Origin of the sequence: Kitasatospora sp. NPDC059088 (assembly GCF_042738155.1) — a bacterium.
Lineage (GTDB): Bacteria > Actinomycetota > Actinomycetes > Streptomycetales > Streptomycetaceae > Kitasatospora.
Genome location: NZ_JBHYGR010000078.1, coordinates 877 through 17,466 on the forward strand (window position 1 = coordinate 877; position 16,590 = coordinate 17,466).

Here is a 16,590-nt window from a genome sequence, read left to right on the forward strand (position 1 = left end):
GCGGGGCCGCCGCGCGCGGGCGCGCCCGCGCCGCGCGCGCCGCCGCGGCGGGCGCGCCCCCCCCCCCCCCCCGCCCGCCGCCCCCCCCCCCCCCCCCGGGGAGGGTCTGCGGAAGGGGCCGGGGCGGGACGCGAGGGGCGGGGTTCGAGGGGCGGGGTTCGAGGGGCGGGGTTCGAGGGGCTGGGTCAGTCCTCGTGGCGGCGCGGCTGGATCAGGCCTCGGCCGTACTCGATCATCTTGGCCGCGTAGTCCGGGGTCCAGTCCGCGCGCTCGGCGACCTCGGTGTCCGACAGCGCGTCGAACCGGCGCGGGTCGGCCAGCTGTGCGGCGGCGACGGCCTGGAAGTCGGTGGCCCGCTCGGCGGCGGCCCGGAAGGCCAGGGCCAGCTCGGTGGAGCGGCGCAGCAGCTCGGCGGGGTCGTCGATCGACTCCAGGTCGAAGAATCGTTCCGGCTCCGGTTCGGCAGCCTGCGGCTCGAACAGGAGCTGCGCGGGGCGCAGGCGCCTGGTGGGCTCGGGCGTCTCGGCGGGGGAGTCGGGCATGGACGGACACCTCCGGGGTCTCGGTGAGGGAGGGCGGCGGGCTGCTCCGGGCCGCGCCGCCCGGTCGTGGCCGTCGTCCATTGTCTCGCGGCGGCGGCCGGTAGCGGAACGGTGCGCGTGCAGGCGCTATTCCCGGGCGCGCGCCGGGGCGGTGACCCGGGCGCCGCGCTTCCAGGTCGCATGCGAACCGGTTGTACCGGGTACGGCGGCCGCCCGGCGGGCCGGGAAGCACCCGCCGAGCGGCGGCCGTCGAGCAGCACCGTCCACCGAACCGGGAGTACCCCATGCGCGCACTGTCCACCGGCCTCCTGCTGGCCGCCGCCGTCCTCGTCCCGGCCGTCCTCGTCCCCGCCGCCCCGGCCGCCGCGGCGGAGACGGCGAAGGTCGTCACCGGGCCGCCCAGCAGCCCGGGCGGCACCTCCACGGCCACCTGCCCGAACGGCACCCACCTGACCGGCGGCGGCTACCGGCTCCAGCCCGATGCCGACGGCCCGGTGCGCGCCAGCGGGCCGACCGCCGACGCCACCGGCTGGAGCGCCCAGGCCGCGCACGGGTCCGTGGTGGCCTTCGCGGTCTGCGAGACCGAGGACTGACCGTCCACGACCGGCTACCTCAGCCGGACCCGGTGGCCGCCGAGGTGCTGGAGGACCTGGTGGTTGGCCTCCCAGCCGTCCGGGAAGGCCACCGGGACCCCGAGCTGGACCGGCTCGGTCGACGGGTGCTCGTCCAGCAGTTCGGCGATCCCGGCCCGGGCGACCACGATGCACGCGTGCCGGTGCCGGGAGGCGAGCACGCAGAGCCGGCCGGTCTCCAGGTGGAAGGCGGTCGCGTCGGGGCGCCCGGAGAGCGGGTGCAGCACCACGGTGACGTCGTACTCCCGGCCCTGCAACCGGTTCGCGGTGTCCACCGTGACGGCCGGCCCGACCGTGCCGTCCACCGGGACGCCCACCTTGAGCAGGGCCGCCCGGACCGCCGCCGCCTGGTCCCGGTGCGCCGTGCCGACGGCGATCCGGTCCGGGGTGAGCGGCGCCTCGCCCTGCTCGGAGCGGGCGGTCAGCCCGCGCTCCAGCAGTCGCCGCACGGCCGCCGCGACGGCCGCCACCGCCTGCGGGTCGGTCCGCACGGTGTGCCGGGCGGGCAGCTCCAGCAGCGCCCAGCCGTGCTCGGCCGCCCGGTCGATCACCGCGTCCAGCGCCGAGCCGTCCGGGCGGACGGCCGGGGTCAGCCCGCGGTCGTCCGGGCCGGTGCCGGAGCGGAACGGCGTGTACGGGTAGAACGCCCGGGAGATCAGCGGCGCCGCGCTGGCCGGCAGCCGCCAGGAGACCGGCAGCCGGTGCGGCTCGATCTGCGGGTTGTGCGCCAGCATCGTCACCACCGCGCTGCTGGAGGGGTCGTAGGACAGGCCCGCCCACTGCTCGGTGCCGACCACGGTGAACGGGTCCAGCTGGCCCGGGTCACCGACGAACAGCGCGCGCTCGAACAGTCGGGCCACCGCCAGCAGGGCGTCCGAGCGCATCTGGTACGCCTCGTCGACGATCGCGTGTCGCCACGGCGCCTCGGCCCGCACCCACTGCCACTTCGCGGCGGTGGAGATCACCACGTCGTGCTCGACCAGGTCGGCGACCTTGTCGGAGGGCGTGACATTGGCGTGCCGGAGCACCTCCGGGCCGGGGCGGGAGTCCGCCGCGTGCAGTCGGCCGATCGTCAAGTCCGGTGCCTTCTCGGCCAGCCGGCCGACCAGGTCGTCCACCTGGCCGTTCGTCTGGGCGACGACCATCAGCCGCTCGCCGGCCGCCACCAGCTCCCGGGCCGCCCGCACCACCAGGGTCGACTTCCCGGCACCGGGCGGGGAGTCCACCACCACGCCGCGCGGCGCGCCGACCGCGGGGTGGACGGTGGCCGCCAGGATCCGGGCCACGGCGGCGTCGGCGGCCGCCCCCGGGGACTGCGCGTCGATCGGTTCGGCCATCACTCCCACTCCTCGACGGCGACAGCGGCGGTGGCGGACGGTGCGGTGGACGGCGGGGCCGGGGCGGCGCCCGGCGGGCCGCCGTGGGTCCACGGGGTGTCGTCCGGTTCGGGCAGCGGCGCGGACTGGCGGACCGTCAGCTCGAACAGGGTGAAGGTGACCGGTTCGCCGGGCTCGGGCAGGCTGCCCGGCTCCGGCTCCTTCTTGCGGCCCATGCCGGACAGCACCCGCAGTGTGATGGTGCCCTCGGCCGGGTCGACCGCCACGATCCGCGCCTTCTGCGCCGTAGGGCCGTGCACCCGGTGCGCCTCCCGGCCGAGGTCGGCGTGCGGGCGGTCGGTGGTGCGCAGGGTGACCAGCGGGCGCGGCTTGGGGGAGCGGCCGGTGGTGTCGTAGTCCGGCACCACCTCCGTCACCACCCCGCTGAACGCCTCGCCGGACAGCCGGTGTTCGGCCATCGCCAGCGGGTCGTCCAGGGCCTCCTGGACGTCCAGCCGGGCCTGCTCGCGCTCGCGCTGGGCGAGTTTGCGGGCCGCGGTGACGGCGTCGTCCTGCCGGGGCTGCGGGGGCTCGCCGGCCGCCAGGCGGTCCCGGTGGCCGGTGTAGGACCAGCGGTCGCCGGTCCAGCGCTCCTCCAGGTGGCCGGCCGGCGGCAGGGCGCGCAGCAGGTCCAGGCCCCGCCAGACGTCCCGCCAGGTCGGGAGGAGGACGGCGGACAGCGCCCGCTCCAGCTGTTCGACCGCCGCGCGGACGGCCGCCCGGGCGCGCTCGGCGGCGGCCTCGTCGCGCTGCTCGGTGCTGTGCTGCAGCGCGTTGACGGCCGCGTCGTAGCGGGCGATCGCCGGGGCCAGCACCCCTTCGTCGAAGGCCGGGTCGGTGGCCGGACCGGCCGGCGGGTGCACGAGTTGGCCGTGCTCGTCGCGGGCGGACTCGGCCAGTTCGGCCGCCCTGGCCCCGGTCAGCCCCGGCGGCGGAGCGTGCCAGGCCAGCCGGGCCGCCAGGTGCTGGTCCTCCAGGTGGCTCTGGCCGGTGGCCCAGTGCCGGGCGAGCAGGCCGGTCATCGGCAGCAGCAGGCTGGAACCGGGCACCTGGGCGCGGTCGGTGAGGTGGGTCAGCCAGCGGCCGAGCAGCGGCACCCGCAGCGGTGCCGGGTGGGGGCCCGGGTCGGCGTCCTCGGCGGTGCGGCGGAAGCGGGTGGAGCGGCCGATCAGGGCGAGGTGGTGCACGCCCCCGCCGTTGGGCACGATCAGCTGCGGCGCGTCCGTGCACAACTCCCGGAACACCTGGGTCTTCTCGCCGCTCTCCGGGTCCTTCTCGGAGCCCTCGATCTGTTCGACGTCCGTGCCGAAGGACTCCAGGTAGGGCAGCAGGTCGGCGGCGAGCGCGGCCAGGTAGTCGAACCGGAGCGTGCGGTTGAGCGGCTGCGGCACCAGGTGCAGCCGGGGCGCGTCCCGGTCGGTGCCCAGCAGGACGGCCAGCGGCGCGCCGGCCTCACCGGCGGCGGTCAGCGGGACGACCACCATCGGGCGCTCCGACAGGTGCCGGTGCCGGACGGTGGCCAGCGGCTCGGCCTGCCCGCTGCGGACGGCCTCCAGCCGGGCGAGGGTGGTCAGCAGGCTCATGCGGTCCCGCCCAGGGCTTCCGCGCGCAGGGCGGCGGCGTAGGCCAGGCGTGCGGCCGCCTCGTGCGCGCCGTCGCCGTCCTCGCCGTCCCCGTCCCCGTCCCCGTCCCCGTTCCTGTCCTCGCTGGCCTCGCCGTCCTCGCCGTTCGAGCCCCCGGCGCCGGCCGCGGCGGCCAGGGCCTCGGTGACCGTCCGGAGGTCGCCCAGCTCGCCGCGCACGCCCCGGCCGAGCTGCTCGACCCGGTCGTCGCGGCGGGCCCGGGCGCGGCAGTGGAAGCCGAGTTCGCAGGTGGAGAGGCAGTCCGGGCTGTAGGCGGCGGGCACCGCCTCGACCGAGGCGGTCAGCTGTTCGGTGCTGCGGGCCGGGGCGCCGTCCTGGTCGGCGGCCAGGTCGAAGTCGGTGCCGGGCGGCAGCGCCTCCAGCAGCCGGCCGATGCCCGTCATCCGGCTCAACTGGCGGCGGGTGGTGGCCAGCTCGCGGCGGACGTCGACGGCGACCGCGGTCGGCCGGTTGCCGAAGTCCTTCGGGCAGACCAGCAGCACGGTGGTGCGGGGGCTGCCCGGCAGCCGCTGCTCGGTGTACGGGTCGTCGGCGAGCGGCAGCCCGGCGGCCGCGGCGGCGGCGTGCTGGAGCGCCAGCACGTACACGGCGGCCTGGCGGGCGGCGGCGCCGACCTTGGCCGGGTCCGCACTGCCGTCCAGCACCGGGAAGGACTTGATCTCGACCACCGTGCACCGCCCGCCGTGCACCACCAGGGCGTCCGGTTCCAGGTAGGCGGTGCTGCCGGCGACGGCGAGCCGCAGCATCGGGTGGTCCAGCAGCGTCCAGGCGTCCGGGTCGGCGGCGGCCCGGGCCAGCGCCTCGGCCGTCCGGTCGGCGCGGACGGCCGGGCCGGAGCGGTGCAGCAGGTCCGGGACCAGCAGCGGGGTGCGGTCGTCCGCGGGGACGCCGAGGTGGGCGCGGAGCGGCTCCAGCAGGGCGGCGTGGTCGTCCGCCTTCAGCCGGGACTCGAAGACCAGGCCGCGGGCGATCGCGAACGGGGACTGCCCGAAGGGGGCGGGGCGGCCGAGCCGGGCGGCCAGCACCGACTTGTCCACTCCGGCCGCGTCCAGGACGGCGCGGCGGTGGCAGCCCGGATTGGCGGCCAGGGCGGCGAGGGAGCGGGCGTTCAGACTGCGCTGCGGGGCCGGTCCGCGCAGCTCGGCGAGCCGCAGGGCGAGCGGCTCAGCGGGCCCGCCGAGCGGGACGTTCGTCGAGACGTTCATGGTGCGGCCCAGTGTCGCATCCGGGTCCGACAACGCGGTGCGGACCGGGCGGCCGGGGCCCGCGATCGTGGCCGCCGTGCCGGTGGGGGATCATGGAGCCCGGTGCTCAAGGGTGAGACCGACCGTTGACCGCCCCGTTGCGAGGAGCCTGCCATGCCCGCCCGAATCGTGCTGGTCCGCCACGGTGAGACCGAGTGGTCGGCCACCGGCCGTCACACCGGCCGCACCGACATCCCGCTGACCGAGGAGGGCCGGGCGATGGCCCGGGCGCTCGGCGCCCGACTCGCCGAGGCCCCCTGGAACGGCCTGCCGGACGCGCTCGTCTACACCAGCCCGCTCGGCCGCGCGAAGGAGACCTGCGCGCTGGCCGGCTTCGGCGACCGCGCGGTCGACCGCCCCGAACTGCTGGAGTGGGACTACGGGCAGTACGAGGGCCGCACCGGCGCCGACATCCGGGCCACCGACCACCCCGGCTGGCTGATCTGGCGCGACGGCGTGCCCGGCGGCGAGAAGCTCTCCGACGTCGCCGCCCGGGTGGACGCCTTCCTGGCCGGACTCAACGAGGAGCACGGCGTCCCGGAGTCGGACACCACCGAGATGCACTGCGCCGACCGGGACGTCGTCCTGTTCGCGCACGGCCACCTGCTGCGCATCCTGGCCGCCCGCTGGCTGGGCCTGCCGCCCGAGTTCGCCCAGCGGTTCAAGCTCGGTACGGCGGCGCTGTGCGTGCTGTCCTGGGAGTACGGCGCCCCGGCGGTGGAGGTCTGGAACGACCTGTCCCACCTGGAGGGGCTGAACGCGGGCCACTGAGGCCGGTGGTGACGACCCGTCACGGCGGTCGTCGGTCCGCTCAGGCCGCCGCGGCCCGGTCGTAGCCGATCAGGAAGCGGCGGACCTCGGCGACCGAGGCGTGCTGCCGCAGCCGCCCCGCGGTGTCCGCCAGCATGCTGCGGATCCGGGCCGAGCGGACCTCGCCGAACAGTGCGACGGCGGCCGAGCCGTGGTGCGCCGCCCCCGTCAAGTCCCCCCGGCCCAGCCGGTCGTGGGCCAGTTCGGCGGTGTACAGCACCCGGTTGCGGACGAAGTGCGGCTCCTGGAGCGCTATGGCCAGCGCGGCCTGCTCGCTGGCCCGGTCCCAGTCCTCCAGGGCGGACCAGCACTGCGACTGCAGCCCGGCGATCTCCGCCTCGCCGAAGAAGGACATCCACTCCGGGTCGGTCTCCGACGGCCCCCGGTCGAACAGCGCGTAGGCCCGGCCGATCGCGCGTTCGCAGGCGGAACGGTCCCGCAGCACGGCCCAGGCGCCGGCCTCGCGCATGGCGAGCAGGGCGAGCAGCCGGGCGGAGTCCACCTCCCGGGCGGCGGACTGCCCGGCCTGTGCGGCGCGCAGCGCCTCGCGCGGGCGTCCGGCGTCCCGGGCGAGGAAGGCGCTGTTGCAGAAGACGTGCGCCTCCAGGGCGGAGTCCCCGGCCATCCGGGCGGTGGCGAGCGCCTCGGCGTAGAACGAGCGGGCGTCCGCCAGCCGGTTCGAGTCGTGTGCCAACCAGCCCACCGAGATGGCCAGTTCACCGGCCCCGGCCTGGAGCCGGCGCTCGGTCTCGGCGCTGTACTCGCCCTCGTTGAGCAGGACGTAGGCGGTGCGCAGGGACTGTCCGGCGAGTTCGTACAGGGCGTCCGCGCCGTGGGCGTCGTCGGCCAGTCTGATGTCCCGGACGGCCTGTTCGACGCCGAACACCTCGGCGGCGCCGACCTTGCGCAGCGGCGGCACCGGCCCGGGGCGCCCGAACACCACCGGATCGGCGCCGTGCAGTGCGGGCGCGGTGAACTCCGCACCGGGGAAGGCGGATCGGCCGGGCGCCGGGCCGAAGCCGGGGCCGGTGGCGGTGACAGCAGGGGTGACCGGGCCGGCGGCGGCCGGCCGGTCGATGCCGATCACGGTGGCCAGCGCGGTGGTGCCGCCGGCCAGGAACGTACGGCGACGCACGTCGTCGTTCTCCTCGTCGAGATAGGGCGATCCATCGGGCCCCCTGGGCACCGCGCCGGCCATCGGCCACGGGGGCCCGTCCGGAGCGGTTGGATCCGCGTACGGCGAGGCAGCGTACGGGAGTTGAGTGGAGAGTGGTGAGCGCGGGGCGGGCAGGGGCGGGAACGGTGGATGGACCGGGAGGTGGAGCGCGGCCGCCCCGGCGGACGCCCCGCCGCCGTTCGCCGAGCGGCGGCGGACGGCGGTGCGGGGGGCGAAGCCGAGGTCGGTGAGCGTGCATCCCGGCCACATGTGCCGGAACACCCGCTCGTAGGCGTAGTTGGGGCAGCGGATCTCACCGGACTCGACCCGTCCGACGTAGCGGGCGTCGCAGGACACGTGCTCGCCGATCTCGCGGGCGGCGCGGCGGACGGCCGTGGCGAACTCGCCCGGTGAGCGGTCGCCGCGCAGTGCGCGCATCACGGTGTTGGGGGACGGTCGGTTCGGCTCGGCCGGTGGGGTGGCTGCCATGGCGCCGAGAGTACTCGGAGTCACCGGTCGGACACATTCGGTTGGTGCGACATCTCCGGTCAATCCGGTGCAAAGCGGGCATTGTTGTCGGATATCCGCCATGAAATGCCATGCCTTGCTGTAATGCGCCCCGTGGCCTCCGGCGGTCCCGCGGCGTTGTCCTGATACGTGGAAGCCCAGGCCGTCCCCCCGGCCCGTCCCCGCCCCGCGGCCCCACACCCGGCGGCAGGGCTTCCGAACCGACGAGGTACAGGAGGGCCCATGATGGCCACCGGACTGCCGCAGCACCGACCCGTCGCCGGGGGCGTGCTCGCCGCCGCCGTCCCCGCCCTGCTCCCCGACCCCGCCGACGACCGGTTCCCCGGCCGGGGCCCGGTCGAGGGCGGCCGGGGCTCCTGCGGCGGACTGCGCCGGGACGCCGTCGTCCCGGCCGAGGACACCCTCCTCACCGGCTGCGACACGGTGACGGTCGCCCTGCGGCACGGCCTGGAGGCCGTCGACATCCTCAGGCTGCGCCGCGCCTGCGGGGCCGTCCTGCAGAGCCGCAACGGCAGCACCGTCTCCTTCCTCGTCCCGGCCGGCACCTGGGAGACCTGGCACCTGCCCGGCAGCTCCTGTACGGCCGGCGCCCTGGTGCCCGGCGCCACCGACCCGCGCTGGGTGATCCCGCCCACCGGAACCGGCCGCGCCACCCGCCCCACCGACGCCTGGGTGCTCCGCTCCGCCCTCTGCGAGGCCGCCTGCACGCTCACCGCGGGCGGCCTCGGCCCGTTCTAGCGGGCGTGCCGCGCGGATCAGGCCGGGCCCGTACGCCTCCGACCGGATCCCCGTGGCACGCCCCCGGACCAGGGGGCGCCCGCTCGGCGGTGACCTGCCCGGACGCCTGCCTCTGTCGCCGTCCGGGGACTCCCGGCCCGTGTCGCCGTCCGGGGACTCCCGGCCCGTGTCGCTGTCCGGCGATAATGGCCTCCATGGGACGAAGCAACAGGGCCGCGCGAAGCCCCGAACCGGAGCTCGCCACCGGCGCGGACGGCCGTACCCACGCCCAGGGGCCGCTGACCCGCCAGGTCGGCTCCGGACTGGCCGAACTGCGCCCCGACCGCGACCGCCCGCACGCCTGGACGCTGCTGGTGGACGGCGCCCCGCAGTCCCTGGTCGACCTCGCCGACCCCACCCACCTGGGCTTCGAGTACCAGCGCCGGCTCGGCCACCTGATCGACCTGGTCGCGCCGCCCGGCCGCCCGCTGACCGTCCTGCACCTGGGCGGCGGCGCGCTCACCCTGGCCCGCTACGCGGCCGCCACCCGGCCGCGCTCACGCCAGCAGGTCGCCGAGATCGACACCGCGCTCACCGAACTCGTCCGCGCCGAACTCCCCCTGGAGCGCGGCTGGCAGATCAAGGTCCGCGGCGGGGACGCCCGCGACGTGCTGGAACGCACCCCCGAGGGCAGCGTCGACCTGGTCATCACCGATGTCTTCTCCGGCGCCCGCACCCCGGCCCACTGCACCACGGTCGAGTTCACCACCCTCGCGGCCCGTGCCCTCGCCCCCGGCGGCTGGTACGCCGCCAACATCGCCGACGGCGGCGCGCTGCCCTTCGCCCGCTCCCAGGTCGCGACCCTCGGCGCGGTCTTCCCCGAGCTGGCCCTGACCGCCGACCCGGCCGTGCTGCGCGGCAAGCGCTTCGGGAACCTCATCCTGGCCGCCGCCCACACCCCGCTCCCGATCGCCGACCTGACCCGCCGGGTCGCCTCCGACGCCTCCCTCGGCCGGGTCGAACACGGCCGCGCCCTGGCCGACTTCACGGCCGGCGCCATCCCTGCCACGGACGCCACCGCGGCGCCCTCCCCGGCGCCGCCGCCGGGCGTCTTCCGCTGACGGTGCCGGTGCCGGTGTCCTCCGGTGCCGGTGTCCTCCGGTGCCGTCCGTCGTGCGGTAAATCCGTTGGTGTGCGGTCCGGTTGCGGCGCACACTGGCCGCAGCCGGACCGCTGTCGACGCGAGGGGGCCGCATGCGCATCCGATCCGCCCGCCCGGACGAGGCGGAGCTGCTCACCGCCATCGGCCTGCGGGCCAAGGCGTACTGGGGTTACGACGAGGCCTTCATGGCCGCCTGCCGGGAGGAGTTGACCCTGGACGCGGCCGCCGTCGAACGGGCGTCGACGCTGGTGGCCGAGGAGGGCGGCCGGGTGCTGGGGTTCGCCGCGTTGACCGGCGCCCCGCCGTCCGGCGAGCTGGACCTGCTCTACGTGGAGCCGGACCGGATCGGCCGCGGCGTCGGCCGGGCCCTGTTCGAGGAGGTCCGCGACCGGGCCCGGGCCCTCGGCCTGCGCCGCTTCACCGTCGACGCCGACCCGAACGCCGAGCCCTTCTACCTGGCGATGGGCGCCGTCCGGATCGGCAGTACGCTGTCCGGCTCGATACCCGGGCGTGAACTCCCGCTGCTGGCGGTGGAGCTGGGGCCCTGAGCCCTGACGCCTGAGCCCTGACCTCTGAGCCCGCGCGGCCGGGGCGGCTCAGTGCCCGCGCGGCAGTCCGCGGTGCTTGAACATCGCCGCGCCGGTGAGCAGCAGTCCGGCGGCGATGGGGGCCAGTACGGCGGTCGCGGTGGCGGTGCCGTCCTCCGCGGCGGTCACGGTCGCGGTGTCGGCGAGGGCGAGGGCCTCGGGCGTCCCGGTGCCCGCGGGGGCGGTCGGGGTCGCGGCGGGGGTCGCCGTACCGGCCGTCCCGGCGGGTGCCGTCGAGCCCGGCCCCTCGTGCGCCGCGGCTTCCCGGACGAGGGGTGTCCCCACCGCCCCGGCCGTTCCGGGCCGGTCCGGCGCGTTCGGGTCGTCGGCGCCGGTGGTGCGGCCGGACCGGGGGCGGGGGGCGACCGGCAGTGCGGCCGGTTCGCCCTCGCGGGAGGCGCGGGTCCCGGTGGGGCGGTCCTGGGCGGGGACACCGCCGAGCAGACCGGAGGCGAGGGCGAAGGCGTCGGGGACGGCAGTGCCCTGGCCGGGCAGCGGCAGCCCGCCGGCCCGGATGCGCTCCTGGAGGACACCGTCGACCACCCCCGCGGCCCCGTCGGTCGGGCTGCCCGCCGGCTCGCCGCCGGTCCGGGCGCCGCCGGTCCGTTCACCGTCGGCCGGTTCGCCGCCGCTCGGTTCGCCGACCGGACCGGGGGAGCGGCCGGGGTCCGCGCCGCCGTGCTGCCCCGGCCCGACCGGGCGGACGGCTGACGGCCCGTCGAGCGCGGGCCCGCCGTGCGCGGCCCGGCGGACGGCCGGCCGGGGCTGCTCCGAGGGGGGTCCGGCGGTGGCCGCGTACGCGCCGGGGGCGCCGACGCCCCAGAGCTGGGCGAGCAGGGCCCCGCCGGCGGCGACGGTGCGCGGGCGGGGCAACCACCGGGCGGCCGCTCGCCGTGCTCCGGCGACGCCGCGGGCGGCGGGTTCCTGGGGCTCGGTCGCGTGATTGGCTCGCACGTGAGTTGAGAACGAGCGGGCGGGCGGTGAGGTCACGGCCGCCGTCACGGACAGTCATCGCGCAGGTGGCCCCGGGGCGCTGTCCCCCGGGGCCACCGGCCGCGCGGCGGTCAGGAGTTGGGACGCAGGGTCCAGGTGACCGTCATCACACCGGTGACGGCGCCGTCGGCGCGGGTGATCTCGACGGTGACCGGGAACTCGGGGCGGCCGCCGGCGTCCAGCTCGGCGACCACCTCGGCGGCCGGGCGGCCGAGCACGGCGGTGGCGGTGACCTCGCCCATCGCCAGCTTCTTGTAGGCGATCTCGGCGTTCACGGCGAGCGGCACGGCCCGGGAGAGCTGGTCCCCGAAGGCGGCCAGCACGATGCAGCCGCTGGCGGACTCGGCGAGGGTGAACATCGCGCCGGCGTGCGGGCCGCCGACGTGGTTGTGGTACGCGGGCTGGTCGGGCAGCCGGAGCACGGCGCGGTCCGGGGTGGTCTCCAGGTACTCGAGCTTGAGGGTGTGCGCCATCGGCACGGTGGCGTCGAGCATCTGGCCGATCGAAGGAGTGGTCATGGCGACGATGTTACTAGCCGGTAGCTTGTTGCGGCAGGGGCGGACCGGAAAACCCGGACCGCCGGGCACAACTGAACCCACGCCCGATCGGAGAACGCGAGACGATGCGAGAACGCGAAAACGCCCGAGGGGCCGATCTCTTGAAGAGATCGGCCCCTCGGGCTCTGGGGTGAGTAACGGGACTCGAACCCGCGGCCACCTGGACCACAACCAGGTGCTCTACCAACTGAGCTATACCCACCATCTGTCCGGTCCGTTCCCGCTTCCGCGTTCCCGTTCCGACAGGAAGAACTGTACAGGATCCGAGAGGGTGCTCGCGCCGGGGTTCCGTCCCGGCCGACGGCGGCACCCCCTCCGACCCCGCGACGACCCGGTCAGTCGGTCGCGGCCCGGTACTTCTCCGCGATCCCGCGCGCCGTCTCGGCGTCCGGGCCGGGCTGCGGCACGAACACCGCCTCGCGGTAGTAGCGCAGTTCGTCGATGCTCTCCCGGATGTCCGCGAGCGCCCGGTGGTTCCCGCCCTTCGGCGGGCTGTTGTAGTACGCCTTCGGGTACCAGCGGCGGGCCAGCTCCTTGATCGAGGAGACGTCCACGATCCGGTAGTGCAGGTGCTTCTCCAGGGCCGGCATGTCCCGGGCCAGGAAGCCGCGGTCGGTGGCCACCGAGTTGCCGCACAGCGGCGTCTTCCCGGCCTCCGGCACGTGCTCGCGCACGTACGCCAGGACCCGCTCCTCGGCCTCGGCCAGGGTCACGCCCTGCTCCAGCTCCTCCAGCAGGCCGGAGGAGGTGTGCATCGCGCGCACCACCTCCGGCATGTTCGCCAGGGCCTCCGCCGGGGGGCGGATGATGACGTCCACGCCCTCGCCGAGGATGTTCAGCTCGGAGTCCGTCACCAGCACCGCGACCTCGACCAGGGCGTCCCGGTCGAGGTCGAGGCCGGTCATTTCACAGTCGATCCATACCAAACGGTCATTCACGCAACTCACCCTACGGCGCGATCACGCGCCGCGGGGACCGGAGGAGCCGACCGGGGTGCCGGAGCGCAGCCGTCGGCCTGGTGTTCCTCCGCCCCGTCGTGCGTGCCGGGGCCGTCCGGGCGCTCGCCCTCCCGGCCGGTGCGGACCGGGTGGCCCTCCCGCCCGGGGCGTGCCTCGCGCGCCGCCCGTGCCCCGTCCGCCGCGGTCACCCGGGCGCCCGGTGCGCGGACCTGGGGAGCCCGCGCCTGCCGGCCCCGGAGCTCACCCGCCCCGGTCGCCGGCTGACCGGCGGCACCCGTCGGAACCCGGCCGCCCGGGGCACCGTGCGCCCGTCCGGCCGCGCCCGGCTCGTCACCGGGGCGCCCGTCCGCGCTGCGGTGCCCCTGGCCCTGACCGCGCGCCCCCGGCTGGGGGTGGCCGTCCTCGGCCGCCGCGTGCTCGGCGGTGCGCGGCGGACGCCCCGCACCCGGACCGGCCTGCGGCGGCACCAGCGGAGACCGCACCGGACCGCGCGCCGCACCCTGCTGCCCGGGGTGCGGCTGCTGCGCGGCCTGCTGGTGCGGGTACGGCTGGCCCGCCCGGCCGTGGAAGCCCTGGGCGGCCGGCGTCCCGGCCTGCCCCGGACCGTACGGACCGGCCTGTCCGTGCGGCACCTGCTGTCCGTGACCGACCGGCTGCCCGTGCTGGCCCGGCTGGCCGGCCTGCCCCTGGGCGCCCGGACCGGCCGGGTACGGGTGGCCCTGCGGCCCGCCGTGCCCCGCGCCGCCGAACAGCCCGCCGCCCGCCGCGGCCGCCGCGTGCGACAGGGCGCCGGGCAGCCGGATGTCGGCCGCCGGGGTCGGCGTCTGCTGCCCGGGGCGGCGCGCCCGGTAGCTGGTCCGGTACGCGGCCGGGGAGACCCCGAGCTGACGGCGGAAGTGCCCGCGCAGCGCGACCGGCGACCGGAACCCGCACCGGCGCGCCACGTCGTCCACCGACAGCTCCGACGTCTCCAGCAGCCGCTGTGCCTGGAGCACCCGCTGGGTGATCAGCCACTGCAGTGGCGCACTGCCGGTGAGCGTGCGGAAACGGCGGTCGAAGGTGCGCCGGCTCATGTAGGCACGGGCCGCCAGCACCTCGACGTCGAACTGCTGGTTGAGGTTCTCCAGCGCCCAGGTGACGACCTCGGCCAACGGGTCGTTGCCGATCTCCTCCGGTAAAGACTGATCGATGTACTGGGCCTGTCCTCCGCCGCTGCGGCGACTGGGCACCACCAGGCGGCGGGCCAGCGCGTTGGCGGCCTCGGCGCCGTGGTCGCTGCGCACCACGTGCAGGCACAGGTCGATGCCGGCGGCGGTGCCGGCCGAGGTCAGCACGTCGCCGTCGTCCACGAACAGCTCCCGCGGGTCCACGTGCACCCGCGGGTACCGCTTGGCCAGGGTCGGCGCGTACATCCAGTGGGTGGTCGCCGGGCGGCCGTCCAGCAGGCCGGCTGCGGCGAGCACGAACGCACCGGTGCAGAGGCCGATGATCCGCGCGCCCTCGTGGTGGGCCTTGCGCAGGGCGGTGATCGCCTCGACCGGGGGCGGCTGGGAGATCGAGCGCCAGGCCGGTACGACGATCGTGCCGGCCCGGGCGAGCGCCTCCAGCCCGTACGGAGCGGAGAGGGTCAGGCCGCCCGTGGTGGCCAGCGGTCCCTCCTCCCCGGCGCAGACCAGCAGTCGGTAGCGGGGCACCCCGGCGTCCTGGCGGTCCACGCCGAAGACGGAGAGCGGGATCGAGCTCTCGAAGATCGGTGCGCCGCCGAAGATCAGCACCGCGACGGTCTCCCGGCGGCGCCGGCCGGACAGCTTGCGCGGGGAACCGATGGTCGCCAGCGCGCCCGCGGAGCCGTTGCCGCCCGGGGCGCCGTGGCCCAGCGGGCCGTGGCCGGGGGCGGTGCCCAGGGCCAGGCCGCCGCCGCCGAGCGGGCCGGCGCCGGAACCGTTCAGCCCCGGGGCCGCGCCGGTGGCGGGGTAGGCCGGGTGGCCGGGGTAGCCCGGGTAGTCGCCGTAGGGCTGCGCGGGGCCGCCGTGGGGCTGGCCCGCGCCGTGCGCCGCGCCGTGGCCGGGGTTGACGGGGCCTCGGCTGACGGGCTGTCCGGCGGGGTTCGGGTAGCCACCCGGGTACCCACCCTGGTACCCGCTCTGATGCCCGCCCGGGGCCGGCTGCGTGCCGTACGGGGCGGGGCCGCCGTGCTCGACCGGGGAGTGGCCGGGGGCTGCGGACGGCACGGCGGGATAGGGGGAGTGCGAGGCGTGGCCCGAGGGGCTCGGGATGCCGGAGGCGCGGGTGGTGGCGGCGATCGCGGAGGTGCCGGTGCTTCTCACGGGCCGACTCGCGGTGCCGGTCGGCGCCTGGCCGCTGTCAGGACCCGCGTCGCTCCTGCTCACCCTGCTCAAGGCGCTCAAGCCCCCTCGGTGGTGTGGTGTGGGTGGTGCGGCACTGCTGGCCAAGATCGAAATCTATCGGGTGGACCGTTGCCGTTGTGACAAGTTCACCATCCGACGCTATGTCGACATGGCAATTTGGCGTGATGCATTCGATCACGAAGCGTGGCACCCGTCGACCCTTCTGGGAAGAGGGCCGGTACAACGGTGGCTGGTTGTCGCAGGACGGTTCCTGGGGTGTCCGGCTTCCGGGCGCCCGGTCGGCGGGTCTGGGCTGCGGATTTGCCCAAGGCGGAGCACGTGGCGCGAAATTGACCGAAAATCGGCGGTGCACGGGAGGGCGCACGGGCACCGGCCGTGCGCCTCCCAGGCTTCATCCGGCCAGTGCCAGGACGGGCGGACCGTTACCCCCGCGGCCCGGCTACGTTCCTGCCGTGAACACCGACCGCCGGCTCGAACAGGCCAACGACAACGCCGCCGCCTTCTGGCTCGCCCAAGCCCGTGCGCACGGCTGGCACTCCCGCGTCAGACCGGGCCTCACGGCCGTCCGCTGCGCCCGCACCCCGGACGACTCCCAGCGCTTCGTGGTCACCCGCCCCTACGCCGAACCAGCCGTGTTGGAACGGCAGTTGGCCGAGCTCCAGGCCGAGTGGGGCACCATCCGCTTCACCCTGGAGGACCCGTACGGCGGGCTCGACCTGACCCACCTCGGAGCCGTCCTGATGCCGCTCATGCCGGTGATGGCCCGGGAGCCCGGACCGGTCGGCGGTGTGACCGCCGCCGGCTCGGTGGCCGACGGCCCGGCGGTCGACGGCGCGGCGGTCGACGGCCCGGACGCCGGGCTGCCCTTCGTCTCGACGGCGCACGACGGCGCCCTCCTGACGGTTGATGAGGCATCGGATGGCGACGCCCTCGCGCTGGTGGAACGCATCGTCGTGGACGGTTTCCCGCTGCCCGCCCGACAGCCCTGGACCCGCGGCGAAGCCCTCCCGGAGCGGCTGCTCGCCGAACCCGGCTGCCGGGCCTGGCTCGGCCGCGTCGACGGAGCACCGGCCGGTGCCTGCCTCACCTACGACGACGGCACCGCCACCGGGGTGTACTGGGTGGCCACCCTGCCCGACCAGCGCGGAAGGGGCGTGGCCCGGGCCGTGCTGGAGGCCGCGCTGACCCATGCCCACCCGGACCGCCCGGCCACCCTGGTCGCCACCTCGGTCGGTGAACCGCTCTACCGCAAGCTCGGGTTCACCGGACAGGGTCCTACCTGGTGGTGGACCAGGACCTCACCGAGAGGCTGACC

14 protein-coding genes, 1 tRNA gene and 1 pseudogene are annotated in these 16,590 nt (G+C 76.4%); 6 read left to right on the top strand and 10 right to left on the bottom strand.

Annotated elements, in window-relative coordinates:
- Positions 1 to 185 precede the first annotated feature (185 nt).
- The gene (locus tag ACFWXO_RS29010; RefSeq protein WP_375883340.1) at positions 186 to 542 is read right to left on the bottom strand and encodes a hypothetical protein; all 357 of its coding nucleotides are present in this window, start codon (positions 540 to 542) and stop codon (positions 186 to 188) included.
- 284 nt (positions 543 to 826) lie between these two features.
- On the opposite strand from ACFWXO_RS29010, the gene ACFWXO_RS29015 reads away from it, so the two are divergent.
- Positions 827 to 1,135 (top strand): hypothetical protein, encoded by a 309-nt coding sequence (locus tag ACFWXO_RS29015; RefSeq protein ID WP_380407075.1) that lies wholly within the window; start codon positions 827 to 829, stop codon positions 1,133 to 1,135.
- A gap of 14 nt (positions 1,136 to 1,149) precedes the next feature.
- On the opposite strand, the gene ACFWXO_RS29020 is transcribed toward ACFWXO_RS29015, so the two are convergent.
- From ACFWXO_RS29020 to ACFWXO_RS29030, 3 genes are read right to left on the bottom strand one after another with little or no spacing between them, the layout of a single operon-like run.
- The gene (locus ACFWXO_RS29020) at positions 1,150 to 2,511 is read right to left on the bottom strand and encodes an AAA family ATPase (protein WP_380527185.1); all 1,362 of its coding nucleotides are present in this window, start codon (positions 2,509 to 2,511) and stop codon (positions 1,150 to 1,152) included.
- Positions 2,511 to 4,133 carry a hypothetical protein gene (locus ACFWXO_RS29025; protein ID WP_380527187.1) on the bottom strand — a complete coding sequence of 541 codons (1,623 nt, stop codon included), beginning with the start codon at positions 4,131 to 4,133 and terminating at the stop codon, positions 2,511 to 2,513. The genes ACFWXO_RS29020 and ACFWXO_RS29025 overlap by 1 nt, the downstream gene beginning before the upstream one ends.
- On the bottom strand, positions 4,130 to 5,398 hold the full coding sequence (locus ACFWXO_RS29030) for a hypothetical protein (RefSeq protein WP_380527189.1): 1,269 nt from the start codon (positions 5,396 to 5,398) through the stop codon (positions 4,130 to 4,132). The genes ACFWXO_RS29025 and ACFWXO_RS29030 overlap by 4 nt, the downstream gene beginning before the upstream one ends.
- Before the next feature lie 153 nt (positions 5,399 to 5,551).
- Here ACFWXO_RS29030 and ACFWXO_RS29035 point away from each other — a divergent pair, with 153 nt between their 5' ends.
- Positions 5,552 to 6,208, top strand: a complete 657-nt coding sequence (locus ACFWXO_RS29035) for a histidine phosphatase family protein (RefSeq protein WP_375883391.1) — start codon at positions 5,552 to 5,554, stop codon at positions 6,206 to 6,208.
- Between the two features lie 40 nt (positions 6,209 to 6,248).
- Here the strand turns inward: ACFWXO_RS29035 and ACFWXO_RS29040 are convergent, their stop codons facing one another.
- Complete coding sequence (locus ACFWXO_RS29040; protein ID WP_380527191.1) at positions 6,249 to 7,892, bottom strand: tetratricopeptide repeat protein; 1,644 nt, start codon at positions 7,890 to 7,892, stop codon at positions 6,249 to 6,251.
- Between the two features lie 261 nt (positions 7,893 to 8,153).
- Between ACFWXO_RS29040 and ACFWXO_RS29045 the strand changes: the two genes are divergently transcribed.
- From ACFWXO_RS29045 to ACFWXO_RS29055, 3 genes are all read left to right on the top strand, one after another.
- Entirely contained in the window at positions 8,154 to 8,669 is a 516-nt protein-coding gene (locus ACFWXO_RS29045) for a hypothetical protein (protein WP_375883397.1), read from the top strand.
- A gap of 194 nt (positions 8,670 to 8,863) precedes the next feature.
- Positions 8,864 to 9,769, top strand: coding sequence for a spermidine synthase (locus tag ACFWXO_RS29050; RefSeq protein WP_375883398.1), 906 nt, complete (start codon positions 8,864 to 8,866; stop codon positions 9,767 to 9,769).
- A gap of 133 nt (positions 9,770 to 9,902) precedes the next feature.
- On the top strand, positions 9,903 to 10,358 hold the full coding sequence (locus tag ACFWXO_RS29055) for a GNAT family N-acetyltransferase (protein ID WP_380527193.1): 456 nt from the start codon (positions 9,903 to 9,905) through the stop codon (positions 10,356 to 10,358).
- Between the two features lie 48 nt (positions 10,359 to 10,406).
- Here the strand turns inward: ACFWXO_RS29055 and ACFWXO_RS29060 are convergent, their stop codons facing one another.
- The 5 genes and pseudogenes from ACFWXO_RS29060 to ACFWXO_RS29080 all read right to left on the bottom strand — a co-directional run.
- Positions 10,407 to 11,351, bottom strand: a complete 945-nt coding sequence (locus ACFWXO_RS29060) for a hypothetical protein (protein WP_380527195.1) — start codon at positions 11,349 to 11,351, stop codon at positions 10,407 to 10,409.
- Between the two features lie 110 nt (positions 11,352 to 11,461).
- Entirely contained in the window at positions 11,462 to 11,908 is a 447-nt protein-coding gene (locus tag ACFWXO_RS29065; protein WP_350504886.1) for a DUF4442 domain-containing protein, read from the bottom strand.
- Positions 11,909 to 12,073: 165 nt separating this feature from the next.
- Positions 12,074 to 12,149, bottom strand: a tRNA-His gene (locus ACFWXO_RS29070).
- A 133-nt stretch (positions 12,150 to 12,282) separates the two neighbouring features.
- Entirely contained in the window at positions 12,283 to 12,885 is a 603-nt protein-coding gene (orn, locus tag ACFWXO_RS29075; RefSeq protein ID WP_375883407.1) for an oligoribonuclease, read from the bottom strand.
- Positions 12,886 to 13,732: 847 nt separating this feature from the next.
- A pseudogene (locus ACFWXO_RS29080) lies at positions 13,733 to 14,741 on the bottom strand (helix-turn-helix domain-containing protein); the annotation flags it as partial.
- A 986-nt stretch (positions 14,742 to 15,727) separates the two neighbouring features.
- On the opposite strand from ACFWXO_RS29080, the gene ACFWXO_RS29085 reads away from it, so the two are divergent.
- Positions 15,728 to 16,588, top strand: a complete 861-nt coding sequence (locus ACFWXO_RS29085; RefSeq protein ID WP_380527198.1) for a GNAT family N-acetyltransferase — start codon at positions 15,728 to 15,730, stop codon at positions 16,586 to 16,588.
- The last annotated feature ends 2 nt before the right edge of the window (positions 16,589 to 16,590 follow it).

Coding starts and splice junctions, on each gene's coding strand:
- ACFWXO_RS29065 (WP_350504886.1), bottom strand. CDS start 11,908: ATGACCACTCCTTCGATCGGCCAGATGCTCGACGCCACCGTGCCGATG.
- ACFWXO_RS29055 (WP_380527193.1), top strand. CDS start 9,903: ATGCGCATCCGATCCGCCCGCCCGGACGAGGCGGAGCTGCTCACCGCC.
- ACFWXO_RS29050 (WP_375883398.1), top strand. CDS start 8,864: ATGGGACGAAGCAACAGGGCCGCGCGAAGCCCCGAACCGGAGCTCGCC.
- ACFWXO_RS29025 (WP_380527187.1), bottom strand. CDS start 4,133: ATGAGCCTGCTGACCACCCTCGCCCGGCTGGAGGCCGTCCGCAGCGGG.
- ACFWXO_RS29030 (WP_380527189.1), bottom strand. CDS start 5,398: ATGAACGTCTCGACGAACGTCCCGCTCGGCGGGCCCGCTGAGCCGCTC.
- ACFWXO_RS29035 (WP_375883391.1), top strand. CDS start 5,552: ATGCCCGCCCGAATCGTGCTGGTCCGCCACGGTGAGACCGAGTGGTCG.
- ACFWXO_RS29045 (WP_375883397.1), top strand. CDS start 8,154: ATGATGGCCACCGGACTGCCGCAGCACCGACCCGTCGCCGGGGGCGTG.
- ACFWXO_RS29040 (WP_380527191.1), bottom strand. CDS start 7,892: ATGGCAGCCACCCCACCGGCCGAGCCGAACCGACCGTCCCCCAACACC.
- ACFWXO_RS29020 (WP_380527185.1), bottom strand. CDS start 2,511: ATGGCCGAACCGATCGACGCGCAGTCCCCGGGGGCGGCCGCCGACGCC.
- ACFWXO_RS29010 (WP_375883340.1), bottom strand. CDS start 542: ATGCCCGACTCCCCCGCCGAGACGCCCGAGCCCACCAGGCGCCTGCGC.
- ACFWXO_RS29015 (WP_380407075.1), top strand. CDS start 827: ATGCGCGCACTGTCCACCGGCCTCCTGCTGGCCGCCGCCGTCCTCGTC.